The organism is Tabrizicola sp., from assembly GCF_041919135.1.
Classification (GTDB): Bacteria; Pseudomonadota; Alphaproteobacteria; order Rhodobacterales; family Rhodobacteraceae; genus Tabrizicola.
The window spans coordinates 1-15,145 of sequence record NZ_JAYRUJ010000023.1; the positions used below are offsets into that span (position 1 = coordinate 1).

Here is a 15,145-nt window from a genome sequence, read left to right on the forward strand (position 1 = left end):
GGAAAGAAGGGCTGCAGCCGTGCCATCTGCACGTCCGTCAGCCAAAAAAGGTTGGTCATAGGTCAGTCTCCTTGCGGAGCCTGAATCACGCCGAAAGTGGAAGATCAATGGGTCCTGACCCTAGTTCACTTCTAAGTTGCACCAACTCCAGCGCATTTTGCAAGTGATACGTATATTAGATATGGGCGTTGGTGCCCAATGAATGCGCATCAAGCCGCAGGCGGTCAGGCCCCAACCTACGGGGTCACACCCCCATATGCCTTACCCTCGCGCCCCACTCGATCGCCGCGGCGTGCAGGCGGTCGATCTTCAGCTCCTCGCGGACCTCTTCCAGCATGCGAAGCTCGACCTGGGAGTGGCGGCCGTCGGCGGTGACCACGTCGCAGGCCAGCGCATAGGCGGTCTCGAAGAGGTGTTCGGGCAGGGCCTCGCGGATCAGGCCGAAGAGGGCGTCGAGGCCGTCTTCCTCCTCGAACAGGTCGAAGACGATGCGGCTGACGCGGCGGATGCGGTCGGGGTCGTAGGTGGCGAAGGCGGGCATGTGGTTGACCATGCGGGTGATCGCGACCAGCTCGGCCGTGCGCATGTTCTGGTCCGAGGCGGAGCAGGCCACCATTACGGCCACGAGGGCATCCTGCGGGGACATGGGGGAGGTGTCGGACATCTGCGGCTCCTGTGATCTCGGGCCGCAGATTATTGACGCGGGGCGGGGGGGGCAATAGAGGACGGGCGGTCGGGGGTTTCCCGGCGTTTCGGGAGAATGGACATGACTTCCCTGCGCGACGCGGCGATGAATTCGAAGGCCTGGCCCTTTGAAGAGGCCCGCGCGGTGCTGAAACGCTATGGCGGCAAGGACCCGGCCAAGGGTTACGTGCTGTTCGAGACGGGCTACGGCCCCTCGGGCCTGCCGCATATCGGCACCTTCGGCGAGGTGGCGCGGACGACGATGATCCGGCGGGCCTTCGAGATCATCAGTGACATCCCGACGCGGCTGATCTGCTTTTCCGACGACGTGGACGGGATGCGGAAGGTGCCGGAGAACGTGCCGCAGCAGGAGATGCTGCGCCAGCACATGCAAAAGCCCTTGACCTCGGTCCCGGACCCCTATGGCGAGTTCGAGAGCTTCGGCCACCACAACAACGCGATGCTGCGGCGGTTCCTGGACACGTTCGGCTTCGAGTATGAGTTCATCTCGGCGACCGAGTTCTACAAGTCGGGCCGCTTCGACGACACGCTGCGGCTGGCCGCCGAACGCTATGAGCAGATCATGGAGATCATGCTGGCGTCCCTGCGCGAGGAGCGGCAGCAGACCTATTCCTGCTTCCTGCCGATCCATCCCGAGACGGGGCGGGTGCTGTATGTGCCGGTGAAGCATGTCGACAAGGTGAACCACACGATCACCTTCGACGACGAGACCGGGCGGGAGTGGACGCTGCCCGTCACCGGCGGCCAGGTGAAGCTGCAGTGGAAGCCGGATTTCGGCGCGCGCTGGGCGGCGCTGGACGTGGACTTCGAGATGTACGGCAAGGACCATTCCACCAATACGCCGATCTATGACGGGATCTGCGAGGTGCTGGGCGGGCGGAAGCCGAACCACTTCACCTATGAGCTGTTCCTGGATGACCAGGGGCAGAAGATCTCGAAGTCGAAGGGGAACGGGCTGACCATCGACGAATGGCTGACCTATGCCGCCACCGAGAGCCTGTCCTATTTCATGTACCAGAAGCCGAAGACGGCGAAGCGGATGCATTTCGACGTGATCCCGCGGGCGGTGGACGAATATCACCAGCAGCTGCGCGCCTTCGCCGAGCAGGACGTGGCGGGTCAGGTCAACAACCCCGTCTGGCATATCCACAACGGCAAGCCGCCGGAGAGCCGGATGGTGGTCAGCTTCGGGATGCTGTTGAACCTGGCCTCGGTGGCCGGCGCCAAGGATGCGGGGGCGCTGTGGAAGTTCATCCGGCGCTATGCCCCGGAGGCGAGCCCGGAGAAGAACCCGGACCTGGACGCGGCGGCGGGCTTCGCGGTGCGCTATTTCGCCGACCGGATCGCGCCGACGCGGGTGTTCCGGCTGCCCGACGCGAAGGAGCGGGCGGCGATGGAGGATCTGGTGGCGCGGCTGAGGCTCTGGGACGGGGGTCTGGACGACGAGGCCTTGCAGTCGATGGTCTTCGCCGTGGGCAAGGCGCACGGGTTCGAGCCGCTGAGGGACTGGTTCAAGGCGCTTTACGAGGTGCTGCTGGGGGCCTCGGACGGGCCGCGCTTCGGCGGATTCATCGCGCTTTATGGCGTCGAGGAGAGCGTGGCGCTGATCGAGCGGGCGCTTTCGGGCGAACTGGCCTGACATCCCGCGCGACGCCGGTTTCCGAACGGAAACCGGGTCGAAATCCGTTCGGATTTCGGGCTCGCGCGGGTGGGTGCGGTTGAGGCGACAGGGCCGCCGGTCTATATCGGGAGCTGGGTGACGGCGGAGGCGATCGGGTGAAGCTATTCGTGGGCCTCGGCAATCCGGGGGCGAAATATGCCGGGAATCGGCACAACATCGGCTTCATGGCCGTCGACCGGATCGCCGCCGATCATGGCTTCACGCCCTGGCGCAAGGCGTTCCAGGGGCTGGTCGCGGAGGGGCGGCTGGGTGGCGAGAAGGTCGCGCTTCTGAAGCCCGAGACCTTCATGAACCTGTCGGGCCAGTCGGTGCAGGCGGCGGTGGCCTTCTGGAAGCTGCCCCTGTCCGAGGTCACGGTGTTCCATGACGAGCTGGACCTGGCCCCCGGCAAGCTGCGGCTGAAACAGGGCGGCGGGCACGCCGGGCACAACGGGCTGCGGTCGATCCATGGTCATCTGGGCGAGGCCTACGGCCGGGTGCGGCTGGGGATCGGGCATCCGGGGCACAAGGATGCGGTGGCGGCCTATGTGCTGCATGACTTCGCCAAGGCGGATGCGGGCTGGCTGGAGGACCTTCTGCGCGGCATCTCGGACGGGGCCGAGGCGCTGGCCGCGGGCGACGGGCAGAAGTTCATGAATGCGGTCTCGCTGCGGACGGCGCCGCCACGCTCCTCGACCACGACGGAGAAGGGGGAGGCGCCCGCGCCGGCGCCCGCCCCGGTGGAGGATGCGCGCAGCCCGATGCAGAGACTTCTGGACAGGTTCCGCTGAGCCTGGTCCGGCGGGCCGCATCTCCTCGTGCGACTTCGTCTTCTCGTCGGAAGGCGCGCCGCCTGCGAGGAGTGACGAAGTCAACGAGGAGCCGCCTCCCTGCCCGGCACCAGTCCCGTCAGGGCGCGGCGGACCAGCGAAGACACCGCCGGCCGGTCGAGCGCGGCGAAGGGCAGGGGCCGGCACAGCTCCATCGCCGCCACCCCGACCCGCGCCGTCAGCGCGCCGTTCACCACCCCCTCGCCGAAGCGGCGCGAGAGTTTCGACAGCGCCCCGCCGCCCGCGACCGAGCCGATCATGTCGTCGGTCAGCGCCAGCGCCCCGGCGGCGAGGAGCGAGGCGAAGACGCGGCGCAAGAGGCGCAGGCTGCCGAGGCTGCCGGAGCGGCCGCCGTAGATCTCGGCGATGCGGCGGATCATCCGCAGGTTGGCGAAAAGCGCCATCGCCACATCGGCCAGCGCGAGGGGGACCAGGGCGGTGACGGTGGCGACCTGGCGGGCGGCCGCCTCGATCACCAGCCGGGCCTCGGCGTCGAGGGTGGCCAGAAGCTCGCGTTCGGCCAGCGCGAGGAGGGCGTCGGCGTCCATCAGGTCCGGCGCGCGCTCGGCGAGGCGGGCGCGGCCCCAGGCGGTGTCGGGGCGGGCGGCGTAAAGCGCGCCCAGGGCGGAAAGCACGCGGCGCGCGGCCTTCACGTCGGCGGCGGCGCCTGCGGCCTCGGCCTGGCTGCGCAGGTGGTCGAGCCGTTTCAGCCGCAGGAAGGCGGCCCATTCCTTCGCCGCGAGCACCAGGGCGGCGAGGAGGGCGAGCGTCACGAGGAGGAGCGCGGTCCAGCCCAGCACCCGGTTGCGCGCCAGAAGGCCGGTCACGAAGTCCCAGGCGGCGACGGAGAGGACGAAGGTGAAAAGCGCGCCGAAGGCCCAGAGGGCGAAGCGCAGGGCGGGCGAGCCGCGGCCTTGCGAGAGCCGCGCCACCGCCTGCATGGCCTGGCCCTCGGGCGCGACGTCGGGCACCGGCGGGGCGGAGGAAGGATCGGCGGCCTCGTCCAGCTCCTGCAGGAAGGGCTTTGGCGGGCGGCTCACAGCTGGTCTCCGATCAGGAATTCCACCGCCCGGTCCAGGCGGATATGCGGCGGACCCTCGCCGGGTTTCAGGCTGATCCGGGCGGGGGCGAAGGACATGAGGTGATAGTCGGCGTCCAGCCAGGCCTCGGCCCCCTCGCGCGCGGGGGAGAGGAGGCGGGCGGGGTCGGCAGGCAGCGCGCCGGGATACATCAGCGCGGGCTTGCCGGTGGCCAGAAGCGTGCCGCGCACGGCGGGGACGGTGGCGCCGTCGCGGGTGACCGTCTCCTCGACCGTGGTGCGCAGCGAGGCGAGCGACATCGCCTCGGTCCGGGCGCCGGAGAAATCGGCGCGCGACTTCGCTTCGGCCAGAAGGGCCGCGGTGATCGCGGTCAGGGCGGGATGCTGTTCGTGGTGCAGATGGTCGGCCTTGGTGGCGGCGAAGAGGATACGCTCGACCCGGCGGGCACCGAGGAGGGCGGCGAGCCAGGAGTTCCGGCCGGGGCGGAAGGCGGAGAGGACGCCGGCCATGCTGCGGCGCAGGTCCTCGACCGCGCGGGGGCCCTGGTGGATCGCGCCGAGGACATCGACGAGGACGATCTGGCGGTCGACCTTGGCGAAATGGTCACGGAAGAAGGGGCGGACGACCTTCGACCTGTAGGCGTCGTAGCGCCGCTCCATCTCGCGCCAGAGGCTTGCGCGCGGGGTGAGGGCGGGTTTCGGCAGCGGGGCGAAGGTCAGGACCGGAGAGCCGGCGAGGTCGCCGGGCAGCAGGAACCGGCCGGGGGTGAGGTCGCTCTGGCCGGCGTCGCGGGCGGCGGCAAGGCAGGCGGTGAAGGCCTCGGCCGCCGCGCGGGCGCGGGTCTCGTCCAGGGCAAGCGCCCCGTCCTCGGCCCGGGCGAGGGCGAGGAAGGCGGCGGCCTCGGGGCGTCTTTCCAGCCGGGCAAGGGTGGATTCGGACCAGTCCTCGTAGCTTTGTTCAAGCAGGGCGAGGTCGAGGAGCCATTCGCCGGGATAGTCGACGATGTCGAGATGCAGGGTGCGGGGGCCGCGCCAGGAGGCGAGGAGGCCGGCGGGCTGGACGCGGAAGGAGAGGCGAAGCTCTGAGATCGCGCGGGTAGAGGCGGGCCAGCGCGGGTTGTCGCCGGTGAGGGCGGCGAGGTGGGTCTCGTAGTCGAAGCGGGGCAGGGTGAGATCGGGCTGGGGTTGCAGGTGGACCGCCTGGATTCGGCCCTGGGCCTGGGCCTTGAGTTGCGGCATCCGGCCCCGGTTGAGGAGGTTCGCGACGAGGGCAGTGATGAAGACGGTCTTGCCCGCGCGGGAGAGGCCGGTGACGCCGAGGCGGAGGGTGGTGTCAAGGAAGGTCCCGGACAGGGTGGAGCCCGCGCCCTCGATCCTGCGGGCGATGCCGTCGGTCAGTCCCGAAAATGCCAAGGCCCGCTCCCGCTGGTTCTCGGGGAAAAGATAGGCGGCGGCGCGGGGGAATGGTAGGGGTGGCAGGATGGGGGATCCACCCGCCTTGCGCTGGCGCCGCCCGGGCGGGCGGGTGTGCGCGCCTGCCGTCCGGCAACCGGGCGGCCAGCCACATTCACAAGGCGCCGCTTCCGGTATAGGGAGGGGCCATGCTCCGCTATGCGCTTCAGATCGAATATCACGGCGGCCCCTTCGCGGGCTGGCAGCGTCAGGCCGGCGGCCTGCCCTCGGTGCAGGCTTCTGTCGAGCGGGCTTTGGGCAGGCTGGAGCCCGGCCCCCATACCATCGCCGCGGCGGGGCGGACCGATGCGGGGGTCCATGCCACGGCGCAGGTGGCGCATGTCGATCTGGCGCGGGACTGGGATCCGTTCCGGCTGTCCGAGGCGCTGAACGCGCATCTGCGGCCCGATCCGGTGGCGATCACCGCCTGCGCCCCGGTGGAGGCGGAATTCCACGCCCGCTTTTCCGCGCTGGGGCGGCGATATGCCTTCCGGCTGGTCGCGCGGCGCGCCCCGGTCACGCATGACCGGGGGCTGGTCTGGCAGGTGCTGAACCGGCTGGATCTGGCGGCGATGCGGGCCGGCGCGGCGGAACTGGTCGGGCATCACGACTTCACCACCTTCCGCTCGACCCTCTGCCAGTCGAAAAGCCCAGTGAAGACGCTGGACCGGATCGAGATTTCGGAACTCGCCTATCCCGGCGGCATCGAATACCGCTTCGACCTTGCGGCGCGGTCCTTCCTGCACAACCAGGTCCGCTCGATCGTGGGCACGCTGGAGCGGGTGGGCGCGGGGTCCTGGGAGGTGGGAGACGTGCGCGCGGCGCTGGCGGCGCGGGACCGGGCGGCCTGCGGGCCGGTGGCGCCGCCGCAGGGGCTGTATCTGGTGGGCGTGGCCTATCCGGCCGATCCCTTCGCGCGCTGAGCCGACCGGCGCCGGGTTCGGGCCGGACGCCGACCTCTGCCTGACCGCGGACAGCCCGCGCGCGCAAGCCCGGCTGTGGCAGGCGCTTTGAAACAGAGGATGGGACGGTGCGGCGCGGCGCAAAAGGCCCGGGACGCGCGCCCCGGGCCGTGAAATCCGCCGCTGCCGGGGTCAGTTGGTCATCAGGTAATAGCTGTTCCGCACCCCGCCCATGTTCTGCACGGTGACGTAGAAATAGCCGTCCCAGGCCGGGGTGAAGTCGCAGTAGAGCTTATCGGACCAGCTGACGTCATAGCAGATGACATTGCCGTTCCCGTCGGTGACCGCCACGTCCAGGTCGGCGTCGCCGTCGCCCACGATGGCGACCTCGGCGTAGGAATTGCCGTAGAACGGCACCTCCCAGACATCGGTCTGGCCGGCCGGCAGCCGCGAGAGCCACTGCACCGCCCCGCCGATCCGCCCGCGCGAGCCTTCGGCCATGGCGTCGTCGATCAGCCCGAGAAGTGCCTCGTCCCCGGCGGCGAGTTCCTTGGCCTTGGCGAACATCGCATCGGCGGTGACCGGGGCATCGGCCGCGCCCTCGTCCTCGGAGGTGGCGGTGAAGAAGGTGGCCTTGCCGGCCGCGCGCGGGCTGCCGTCGTTCATCATCGGGGCCGGGGCTGCCGGGGCGGCGGGGGCGGCCTTCTTGCGGAAGCTTTCCTGTCCGCCCTCGGCGAAGGCGACCTTGGCGGGGTCGAGGGCGGCGGGCTCGGCCGTGGTCGCCTCGACCGAGGCGGCCAGCTTCGCGGCGGCGAGCACGGTGATCGCATCGCCCTGGGCGACGCCGGTGGCATAGAGTTCCTGCGCAAGGCCCATGGTCGTGGCGCCGCCCGGCGCCGTGCCCTCGGCCGAGGGGCCGACGTTCGCGCCGGACTTGTCCTCGGCCAGAAGCGGAAGCGAGAGCGCGGCCAGCATGGCGGTGGTGGCAAGCGCGAGGGAAAGGCGTTTCTGCGTCATCTCGTTACCTTCTTGAAAAAACCGGCCCGCATCCGGCCGGACTGACCGCATCCTTGCAGGGAGTCACGCGTTTGAGAAGGTGGCACCGCGTGACAAATGCCGTCACTCAGTTGCCGATCAGCCGGTAGCTGTTCACGCTCGCGCCCGGATTGCCGATGGTGACGGTGAAAAAGCCGTTGCGGGCCGGCGTCAGGCTGCAAAGCACCGGCTGCACGCTGGCCGGGCGGGCGCAGAGGATGGCGCCGGTCTCGTCGGTCAGGGCAAGGGTCAGGGGGCCGTCGCCGTCGCCGATCAGGCCGATCTCGGCCGCGACCTCGCCGAAGAGGGGCAGGGTCCAGCGGTCGGTCTGGCCGGGGGCAAGCTCGGCCGTGGCGACAAGCGCGGTGGGCAGGGCGCCATGCGGCAACTGGGCGTCCAGGGCATAGACCAGGTCCTGCAGGTCCGGATCCTCGCCCGCGAGGTTGCGCGCCATGGCCATCGCCGCCTCGCCGCCCGGATCGGGCGCGGCGGGGTTGCCGGGGGGCGCGTCCAGCCGGGCCTTGCCCTCGGTCTCGCGGGTCCAGCCGACGGCGGGGCGCTGGCTGATCCCGCGCGCCAGCCGGATCGCCGCCAGCAGCGCCATGACCTCGCCCCGCTCCAGCGCCGCCTGCTGCGCGCGCTGGGCCAGCACCAGCCGGGCGGCGCTGCCCGGCGCGCCACTGGCGGGGCGGGAGAGGTTCGGCGCCTCGGCCAGGGCGGGCAGGGCGGCAAGGGCAAGGATCGGCAGCAGGCGCAGGGTCATGGGCGGTCCGGTTCGGGGGTGGGATCCGTTGTGGCAAAGAGGGGCGGCAGCGGCAAGCCCGCGCGACCTTTCCGCGCCGCGCGTTTCACGCTAGCAGGTGGCAAAAGGGGAGGAAGCAATGCGCGGGATACTCGACCGGCTGGTGGGTTTCGACACGGTAAGCTCGAAGCCGAACATCGCGCTGATGGACTATGTGAAGGGCCTGCTGGAAGGCGCGGGGATCGCGGTGACGCTGGTGCCGGACGCGGAGGGCGGCAAGGCGAACCTCTATGCCACCACGGGACCGGAGGGGATGGGGGGCGTGATGCTCTCGGGCCATACCGACGTGGTGCCGGTCGAGGGCCAGGCCTGGACGAAGCCGCCCTTCGCGCTGACCGAGGAGTCGGGGCGGCTTTACGGGCGCGGCACGACCGACATGAAGGGTTTCGTCGCCTGCGCGGTCGAGGCGATGCTGCAGGCCGCGCGCCGGCCGCTGCGGGTGCCCTTGCACCTGGCGCTGTCTTATGACGAGGAAGTGGGCTGCATGGGGGTGCGCAGCCTGATCGACCTGCTGGCCGCGGCCCCGGTCCGGCCCCGGTTCTGCATCGTCGGAGAGCCGACCGGGATGCAGGTTGCCACCGGGCACAAGGGCAAGGTCGCGCTGCGGGCCAGCTGCACCGGGCGCGAGGGACATTCGGCGCTGGCGCCGCTGGCGCTGAACGCGCTGCATCTGGCGGCGGATTTCCTGGGCGCGGTGCGGCGGCTGCAGGCCGAGGTCGCGGCCACGGGGCTGACGGACGGCGATTACGACGTGCCCTACAGCACGCTGCATGTCGGCAAGATGTCGGGGGGCGTGCAGGTGAACATCGTGCCGAACCATGCCGTGCTGGATTTCGAGATCCGCGCGCTGGCGGGCGAGGATGTGGCCGCCCTGATCGCCCGGCTGGAGGCCGAGGCCGAGGCGATCGTCGCGCCCCTGCGCGCCGAGTTCCCCGAGGCCGCGATCCGGGTGGAGCGGCTGTGGGACTATCCGGGGCTGGGCACGCCCTCGGATGCCGGGGTGGTGAATTTCGTCAAGGGTCTGACCGGGGCGAACGGCACGATCAAGGTGGCCTTCGGCACCGAGGGCGGGCTTTTCGACCAGCGGCTGGGGGTGCCTACGGTGATCTGCGGGCCGGGCTCGATGGCGCAGGGCCACAAGCCGGACGAATTCGTCTCGGTCGAGCAGCTGGAGCTGTGCCGGGGGATGCTGGGCCGGCTGGTCGACCGGCTGGAGACGGGGATCTGAGGGCGCGAAGCCTCTCGCGCGGAGTGTTCGGCTGCTCCGCGCCCCGGTGTCAGGCGTCGGGCAGGCGGTCCAGTTCGGCGACCGCCGTTTCCCTCAGGGCGCGCAGGTCCGCCAGGGTGCTGTCCAGTTCCTCGCGCTGGCGTTCAAGCGCCTGCAACTGGCGGTCGGCAAGGGCGAGCCAGGCCTGGAGCTGCGGCCTTTCGCCCTTCTTGCCATAGATCAGCAGCCACTGGCGGATCTCCTCGAGGCTGAAGCCGAAGCGGCGGCCGCGCAGGATCAGCTTCATCCGCGCCACCTCGCGCGGGCCGTAGAAGCGGGCGCGGCCTTCCTTCTCGGGGGCCAGAAGCTCGATATACTCGTAATAGCGCAGGGTCCGGGGCGTCACGTCGAACCGGCTGCACATTTCCTTGAAGCTGAGGCGGGTCTCGCTCATCTGCGCCTCCTTTCGTCCTGCAGCCTAGGCGCAAGCGGTCGCGCCGCGCAACGGTGACGCTGGGGCTTGCGTTCCCCGCGGGCTGGCGGTTTGATCGCGCCATGCAAGATCGAGACACCCTGACCATCGCCCGGCAGTTCATCGAGGCGCTGCCGCACAGCCGGACGCTGGGCATGCGGCTGAAGGAGATGGGCGAGGGCTGGGCCCTTCTGGCCATGCCCTACGACCCAAAGCTGGTGGGCGATCCGCAGACCGGGGTGATCCATGGCGGCGCCGTCTCGGCGCTGATGGACACGGCCTCGGGCGCGGCGGTGCTGTGCCATCCGCAGGCGGGATTCTCGACCGCGACGCTGGACCTGCGCATCGACTACATGCGCCCCGCGACGCCGGGCCAGACGATCCGGGCGCGGGCGGAATGCCACCATGTCACCCGCAGCGTGGCCTTCGTCCGCGCGGTGGCGACGGATGACGACGCGGACCGGCCGGTGGCGATGGCGACCGGGGCCTTCACCATCGAGCGGGGCGCGCAATGAAACGGCCGGAGCCGGTCCATGTCGTGAAGCAGCGGCGCGAGGGGCTCCTCCGCACGCTGGTCGATGCGGTGCCCTACATCGCCTTCCTCGGCATCCGGTTCGACCGGCGCGGCGACGAGCTGACGGCGGTGCTGCCCTACAAGGAGGAGCTGATCGGCAATCCGATCCTGCCCGCGCTGCATGGCGGGGCGACCGCCGGCTTCCTGGAGATCGCGGCGATGATCGAGCTGTCGTGGTCCACCCTCTGGGACGGGGTCGAGGCGCAGGGCGCGCTGCCGGAGGGGCCGCTGCGCCTGCCCAAGACCATCGATTTCACCGTGGATTACCTGCGCCCCGGCCTGCCGCGCGACGCCTATGCGCGGGCGCGGGTCAACCGCTCGGGCCGCCGCTACGCCAGCGTGCATGTCGAGGCCTGGCAGGACAACCGCGCGCGGCTCTTCGCCCAGGCGACGGGGCATTTCCTGATGCCGCCGGCCGAGTCGCCGAAGTGAGCGACATCACCCACGGCCGGGTGCTGCGGATCGCGGGGCCCATCGTCCTGTCGAATGCGACGGTGCCGCTTCTGGGCGCGGTGGACACGGCGGTCATCGGCCAGCTGGGCGATCCGGCCGCGCTGGGGGCGGTCGGGATCGGGGCGGTGATCCTGGCGACGCTCTACTGGGCCTTCGGTTTTCTCAGGATGTCGACCTCGGGCCTGGCGGCGCAGGCGCATGGCGCGGGCGATCATGCCGAGCGGTCGGCGGTGCTGCTGCGGGCGCTGGTCGTGGGCGCGGCGGCGGGGCTTGCGCTGGTGGCGGTGCAGGCGCTGCTGTTCGCGGCGGCCTTCGCGGTGGCCCCGGCCAGCGCGACGGTCGAGCGTCTGGCAGGGCAGTATCTGGCGATCCGCATCTGGGGCGCGCCCGCGACCATCGCGCTTTACGCGATCACCGGCTGGCTGATCGGGCTGGGCCGCACGCGCGGCGTCCTGGCGCTGCAGGTCTGGCAGAACGGGGCGAACGTCGGGCTGGACCTGTGGTTCGTGCTGGGCCTCGGCTGGGGCGTGCCGGGGGTGGCCTCGGCCACGCTGATCGCGGAATGGACCGGGCTGGCGCTGGCGCTGTGGCTGGCGCGCGAGGCCTTCGGGCCGGGGTTCCGCGCGGGCATGGCGCTTCTGGGCGACCGGCTGGCGCTGCGCCGGATGTTCACCGCCAGCCGCGACATCATGGGCCGCACGATCGTCCTGCAACTGTCCTTCACCAGCTTCGTCTTCCTGGGCGCGCGCTTCGGCGACGTGACGCTGGCGGCGAACCAGGTGCTGATGCAGTTCCTCGAGGTCACGGCCTATGCGCTGGACGGCTTCGCCTTCGCGGCCGAGGCGCTGATCGGCCAGGCGGTCGGCGCGCGCTCGGTCGGCCAGACGCGGGCGGCGGCGCGGATCTGCATGCAATGGGGGATCGGCGGGGCCATCGGGCTGGCGCTGGTCTTTGCCCTGACCGGGCCTGCGATCATCGACCTTCTGACCACCTCGGACGTGGTGCGGCAGGAGGCGCGGGCCTATCTGCCCTGGCTGGTCGCCGCGCCGCTGATCGGCATTGCCGCCTGGATCTATGACGGCATCTTCATCGGCGCGATGCTGACCGGCGAGATGCTGCGGGCGATGCTGGCCTCGGTCGCGGTCTATGCGCTGGCGCTGGCCGTGCTGGTGCCGCTGGCGGGCAATCACGGGCTCTGGGCGGCGCTGATGGTGCTGAACGGGACGCGGACGCTGACCCTGTGGCGGCTCTATCCCAAGGTCCCGGCGCTGGCGGCCAGCGGCTGAGGCTTGCCTTTCCCCGCCGGGAAAGGGCATGATCCGGCCAAGGGGGAAATGATGCGGAAATTCCTGGTCGTCCTGGACGACAGCCGCGAATGCCTGAACGCCATGCGCTATGCCGCGCTCCGGGCCTCGCATACCGGGGGCGGGGTGACGATCCTTTCGATCGTCCCGCCCGACGAATTCCAGACCTGGGTGGGCGTGGCCGACCTGATGCGGGCCGAGGCGCGCGACCGGATCGAGGCGCATTTCGAGGTGTTCGCCAAGTGGATGCGGGACAAGCAGGGGGTCAACCCGGAACTGGTGATCCGCGAGGGCGACCCGGTGGTCGAGATCCTGGCCCAGGTGAAGGACGATCCCCAGATCAGCGTGCTGGTGCTGGGGGCCGGAACCGAGAAGGCCGGGCCGGGGCCGCTGGTCACGGCGCTCAGCCGCAACTCGGGCAACCTGCCGATTCCGATCACCATCGTGCCCGGCGACATGTCGAAGGAACGGCTGGAAAGCATCACATGACCGCGCGCGAGGGCTGAAGGACAGGCAAATAAGCGCATGCTTACAGCAACCCGCCAGACCATCCGCTAGATGGGCGCCAGGGCCGCAGCCTGGCCCGGCCTTCCCCAGGACAACCCGATGCCCCTTCCGCTGCTGACCGAGCGCCGCCCGACGCTCTCCGCCCTCGGTCTCAACCTGCTGGTCACCACCTATCTTCTGGCGCTGTGCAACGCGACCTTCTGGGGTCACCTGTTCCGCATCTTCGAGGGCCGCACCCTGACGGCCCTGGTCTTTGCCGGGGCGGTCTGGGCGCTTTTGCTGCTGGTGGTGCAGTCGCTGGCGGCGCGCTGGATGCAAAAGCCGGTGCTGGTGACGCTGCTGCTGATCGGCGCGGTCAGCTCGTGGTATGCCGATGTGATGGGCGTCGTGATCGACCGCGAGATGATCCAGAACGCGATGACGACGACCTTCGCCGAATCGCGGCATCTGGTCACCCTGGCCTTCCTGACCCATGTCGGCCTGTTCGGCGTCCTGCCCTCGCTCCTGGTCCTTTGGGTCGGGGTCCGGCGGCAGACGCGCTGGCGGGCGCTGGGCAGCTGGTCCCTGGTCACCGTCGGGGCGGCGGCGCTGGTGGTGGGGCTTCTGTTCACCAACCTCAAGGCCTATTCCACCGTCCTGCGCGCCGACAAGGAACTGATGGGCGCGGTCCAGCCGCTGGCACCGATGACGGGCGCGCTGCGCTATGCCAGGATGATGCTGAAATCGACGCAGATCGTGGTGCAGCCCACCGGGCTTGACGCCGCTCCGGGCCCCTACCTGGGCGAGGCGTCCAAGCCGGTCCTCATGGTCATCGTGGCGGGCGAGACGGCGCGGGCGCAGAACTGGTCGCTGGGGGGCTACGGACGCGAGACGAACCCCGAACTGGCGGCGCGCGACATCCTCTACTACTCCGACGTCACCAGCTGCGGCACCGCGACCGCGACCTCGCTGCCCTGCATGTTCTCGCCCCTGACCAAGGCCGACTATTCCTATGAAGGGGGTCTCTCGCACGAGAACCTGCTGGACGTGCTGGCCCATGCCGGGTTCGACGTCGAATGGTGGGACAACAACACCGGCCACAAGAACATCGCCGACCGTGTCGCCTCGCGGACGATGACGGCGGCGGACGGGGCCGAGTTCTGCCAGCCCGAATGCATCGACGCGGTCTTCCTGGAAGACCTGCAGAAGAAGGCCGGGACGATCACCCGCAACACCGTCATCGTGCTGCACCAGATCGGCAGCCACGGACCAAGCTACTGGCTGCGCTATCCGGCCGACCGCGAGGTCTTTGCCCCGGCCTGCCAGACGCCCGAACTGACCGAGTGTTCGGCCGAGGAGATCGTGAACGCCTATGACAACACGATCGCCTATACCGACCATTTCCTGGCGCAGGTGATCGACCTTCTGGACGGGCAGGGGCGGGTGATCCCGGCGATGTATTATGTCTCGGACCATGGCGAGAGCCTGGGCGAGGGCGGGCTCTACCTGCATGGCGCGCCCGAGTTCATGGCGCCGGACTTCCAGACGCGGGTGCCGATGGTGCTCTGGATGTCGCAACGCTTCCGTGCCAGTCTGGCGCTGGATGCCGGATGCATGGCGGCGGCGACGGGGGAAGCGGTGAGCCACGACAACATGTTCTCGACCGTGCTGGGCCTTCTGGACGTCGCGACCACGGCGCGGGACGCGGGGCTGGACCTCGCGGGCCATTGCCGCAAGGGCGCGGGCTGAGATGTCGGTGCAGGAGAAACCTCCGCGCAAGAGCGGCCTGGCGCATTTCATCGCGGCGGCCGGCTATTCGGCGGCGGGGCTGGCGCGGCTGGCCCGGGAAAGCGCCTTCCGGCAGGAGGCGGGGCTGATCGCGGCGCTGCTGCTGCTTTTCGTCGTCCTCGGCGCCAGCCTGCCCGAAACGCTGGGGCTTCTCGGCCTGGGGCTGCTCCTGATCGCGGTCGAGGCGCTGAACACCGCGCTCGAGGTGCTGGTGGATCATCTCTCTCCGGGCTGGTCGGCCTGGGCGAAAGAGGCCAAGGACCTCGGCTCGCTGGCGGTGGCCTGCACGATCGGGCTGGTGCTGATCTATGCCGGGGTCGTCCTGATCTGGTAGATAGGCGCCGCACGCAGACCTGCCATGCGCGAACGGGGGTTGGGGCGGCGCGCGCGCAGGGCTAGATCGGGGGACGGGAGGAGCGCAAGCCTAGAGGTCCCG

Annotated in this window: 16 protein-coding genes; 10 read left to right on the forward strand and 6 right to left on the reverse strand. The window is 70.1% G+C overall.

The genetic code is table 11. From position 1 onward, the window contains the following. Positions 1-244: 244 nt before the first annotated feature. On the reverse strand, positions 245-664 hold the full coding sequence (locus ACE3UA_RS15010; protein ID WP_374646511.1) for a tellurite resistance TerB family protein: 420 nt from the start codon (positions 662-664) through the stop codon (positions 245-247). 102 nt (positions 665-766) lie between these two features. Here ACE3UA_RS15010 and ACE3UA_RS15015 point away from each other — a divergent pair, with 102 nt between their 5' ends. After that, positions 767-2,344 carry a lysine--tRNA ligase gene (locus ACE3UA_RS15015; protein WP_374646604.1) on the forward strand — a complete coding sequence of 526 codons (1,578 nt, stop codon included), beginning with the start codon at positions 767-769 and terminating at the stop codon, positions 2,342-2,344. Positions 2,345-2,481: 137 nt separating this feature from the next. Continuing rightward, positions 2,482-3,156, forward strand: a complete 675-nt coding sequence (gene pth, locus ACE3UA_RS15020; protein ID WP_374646513.1) for an aminoacyl-tRNA hydrolase — start codon at positions 2,482-2,484, stop codon at positions 3,154-3,156. Positions 3,157-3,236: 80 nt separating this feature from the next. On the opposite strand, the gene ACE3UA_RS15025 is transcribed toward pth, so the two are convergent. After that, entirely contained in the window at positions 3,237-4,235 is a 999-nt protein-coding gene (locus ACE3UA_RS15025) for a YcjF family protein (protein ID WP_374646515.1), read from the reverse strand. Then, positions 4,232-5,647 (reverse strand): YcjX family protein, encoded by a 1,416-nt coding sequence (locus ACE3UA_RS15030; protein ID WP_374646517.1) that lies wholly within the window; start codon positions 5,645-5,647, stop codon positions 4,232-4,234. The genes ACE3UA_RS15025 and ACE3UA_RS15030 overlap by 4 nt, the downstream gene beginning before the upstream one ends. A gap of 188 nt (positions 5,648-5,835) precedes the next feature. Between ACE3UA_RS15030 and truA the strand changes: the two genes are divergently transcribed. Then, positions 5,836-6,609 carry a tRNA pseudouridine(38-40) synthase TruA gene (gene truA, locus ACE3UA_RS15035; RefSeq protein WP_374646519.1) on the forward strand — a complete coding sequence of 258 codons (774 nt, stop codon included), beginning with the start codon at positions 5,836-5,838 and terminating at the stop codon, positions 6,607-6,609. A gap of 171 nt (positions 6,610-6,780) precedes the next feature. Here the strand turns inward: truA and ACE3UA_RS15040 are convergent, their stop codons facing one another. Together ACE3UA_RS15040 and ACE3UA_RS15045 are read right to left on the reverse strand one after the other, a co-directional pair. Further along, positions 6,781-7,605 (reverse strand): hypothetical protein, encoded by an 825-nt coding sequence (locus ACE3UA_RS15040; RefSeq protein WP_374646521.1) that lies wholly within the window; start codon positions 7,603-7,605, stop codon positions 6,781-6,783. 106 nt (positions 7,606-7,711) lie between these two features. Continuing rightward, a complete protein-coding gene (locus tag ACE3UA_RS15045; RefSeq protein WP_374646523.1) occupies positions 7,712-8,386 on the reverse strand; it encodes a hypothetical protein in 675 nt (224 codons plus the stop codon). A 118-nt stretch (positions 8,387-8,504) separates the two neighbouring features. Here ACE3UA_RS15045 and argE point away from each other — a divergent pair, with 118 nt between their 5' ends. Beyond that, entirely contained in the window at positions 8,505-9,653 is a 1,149-nt protein-coding gene (gene argE / locus ACE3UA_RS15050; RefSeq protein WP_374646525.1) for an acetylornithine deacetylase, read from the forward strand. A 49-nt stretch (positions 9,654-9,702) separates the two neighbouring features. Here the strand turns inward: argE and ACE3UA_RS15055 are convergent, their stop codons facing one another. Beyond that, positions 9,703-10,086, reverse strand: a complete 384-nt coding sequence (locus tag ACE3UA_RS15055; RefSeq protein ID WP_374646527.1) for a MerR family DNA-binding transcriptional regulator — start codon at positions 10,084-10,086, stop codon at positions 9,703-9,705. Positions 10,087-10,187: 101 nt separating this feature from the next. Here ACE3UA_RS15055 and ACE3UA_RS15060 point away from each other — a divergent pair, with 101 nt between their 5' ends. The 6 genes from ACE3UA_RS15060 (at position 10,188) to ACE3UA_RS15085 (ending at position 15,043) form a co-directional block, all read left to right on the forward strand. Beyond that, positions 10,188-10,619 (forward strand): PaaI family thioesterase, encoded by a 432-nt coding sequence (locus ACE3UA_RS15060; protein ID WP_374646529.1) that lies wholly within the window; start codon positions 10,188-10,190, stop codon positions 10,617-10,619. Then, positions 10,616-11,110 carry a PaaI family thioesterase gene (locus ACE3UA_RS15065; protein WP_374646531.1) on the forward strand — a complete coding sequence of 165 codons (495 nt, stop codon included), beginning with the start codon at positions 10,616-10,618 and terminating at the stop codon, positions 11,108-11,110. Before ACE3UA_RS15060 ends, ACE3UA_RS15065 begins: the two co-directional genes overlap by 4 nt. Next, positions 11,107-12,417: an MATE family efflux transporter gene (locus ACE3UA_RS15070; protein ID WP_374646533.1), complete on the forward strand. Its 1,311-nt coding sequence runs from the start codon at positions 11,107-11,109 to the stop codon at positions 12,415-12,417. The genes ACE3UA_RS15065 and ACE3UA_RS15070 overlap by 4 nt, the downstream gene beginning before the upstream one ends. Before the next feature lie 51 nt (positions 12,418-12,468). After that, positions 12,469-12,924: a universal stress protein gene (locus ACE3UA_RS15075; RefSeq protein ID WP_197642560.1), complete on the forward strand. Its 456-nt coding sequence runs from the start codon at positions 12,469-12,471 to the stop codon at positions 12,922-12,924. Between the two features lie 117 nt (positions 12,925-13,041). Beyond that, positions 13,042-14,670 (forward strand): phosphoethanolamine transferase, encoded by a 1,629-nt coding sequence (locus ACE3UA_RS15080; RefSeq protein ID WP_374646535.1) that lies wholly within the window; start codon positions 13,042-13,044, stop codon positions 14,668-14,670. Position 14,671: 1 nt separating this feature from the next. Then, positions 14,672-15,043, forward strand: a complete 372-nt coding sequence (locus ACE3UA_RS15085) for a diacylglycerol kinase (protein ID WP_374646537.1) — start codon at positions 14,672-14,674, stop codon at positions 15,041-15,043. Positions 15,044-15,145 lie beyond the last annotated feature (102 nt).

Coding starts and splice junctions, on each gene's coding strand:
- ACE3UA_RS15010 (WP_374646511.1), bottom strand. CDS start 664: ATGTCCGACACCTCCCCCATGTCCCCGCAGGATGCCCTCGTGGCCGTA.
- ACE3UA_RS15015 (WP_374646604.1), top strand. CDS start 767: ATGACTTCCCTGCGCGACGCGGCGATGAATTCGAAGGCCTGGCCCTTT.
- truA (WP_374646519.1), top strand. CDS start 5,836: ATGCTCCGCTATGCGCTTCAGATCGAATATCACGGCGGCCCCTTCGCG.
- ACE3UA_RS15040 (WP_374646521.1), bottom strand. CDS start 7,605: ATGACGCAGAAACGCCTTTCCCTCGCGCTTGCCACCACCGCCATGCTG.
- ACE3UA_RS15045 (WP_374646523.1), bottom strand. CDS start 8,386: ATGACCCTGCGCCTGCTGCCGATCCTTGCCCTTGCCGCCCTGCCCGCC.
- argE (WP_374646525.1), top strand. CDS start 8,505: ATGCGCGGGATACTCGACCGGCTGGTGGGTTTCGACACGGTAAGCTCG.
- ACE3UA_RS15055 (WP_374646527.1), bottom strand. CDS start 10,086: ATGAGCGAGACCCGCCTCAGCTTCAAGGAAATGTGCAGCCGGTTCGAC.
- ACE3UA_RS15060 (WP_374646529.1), top strand. CDS start 10,188: ATGCAAGATCGAGACACCCTGACCATCGCCCGGCAGTTCATCGAGGCG.
- ACE3UA_RS15065 (WP_374646531.1), top strand. CDS start 10,616: ATGAAACGGCCGGAGCCGGTCCATGTCGTGAAGCAGCGGCGCGAGGGG.
- ACE3UA_RS15075 (WP_197642560.1), top strand. CDS start 12,469: ATGCGGAAATTCCTGGTCGTCCTGGACGACAGCCGCGAATGCCTGAAC.
- ACE3UA_RS15080 (WP_374646535.1), top strand. CDS start 13,042: ATGCCCCTTCCGCTGCTGACCGAGCGCCGCCCGACGCTCTCCGCCCTC.
- ACE3UA_RS15085 (WP_374646537.1), top strand. CDS start 14,672: ATGTCGGTGCAGGAGAAACCTCCGCGCAAGAGCGGCCTGGCGCATTTC.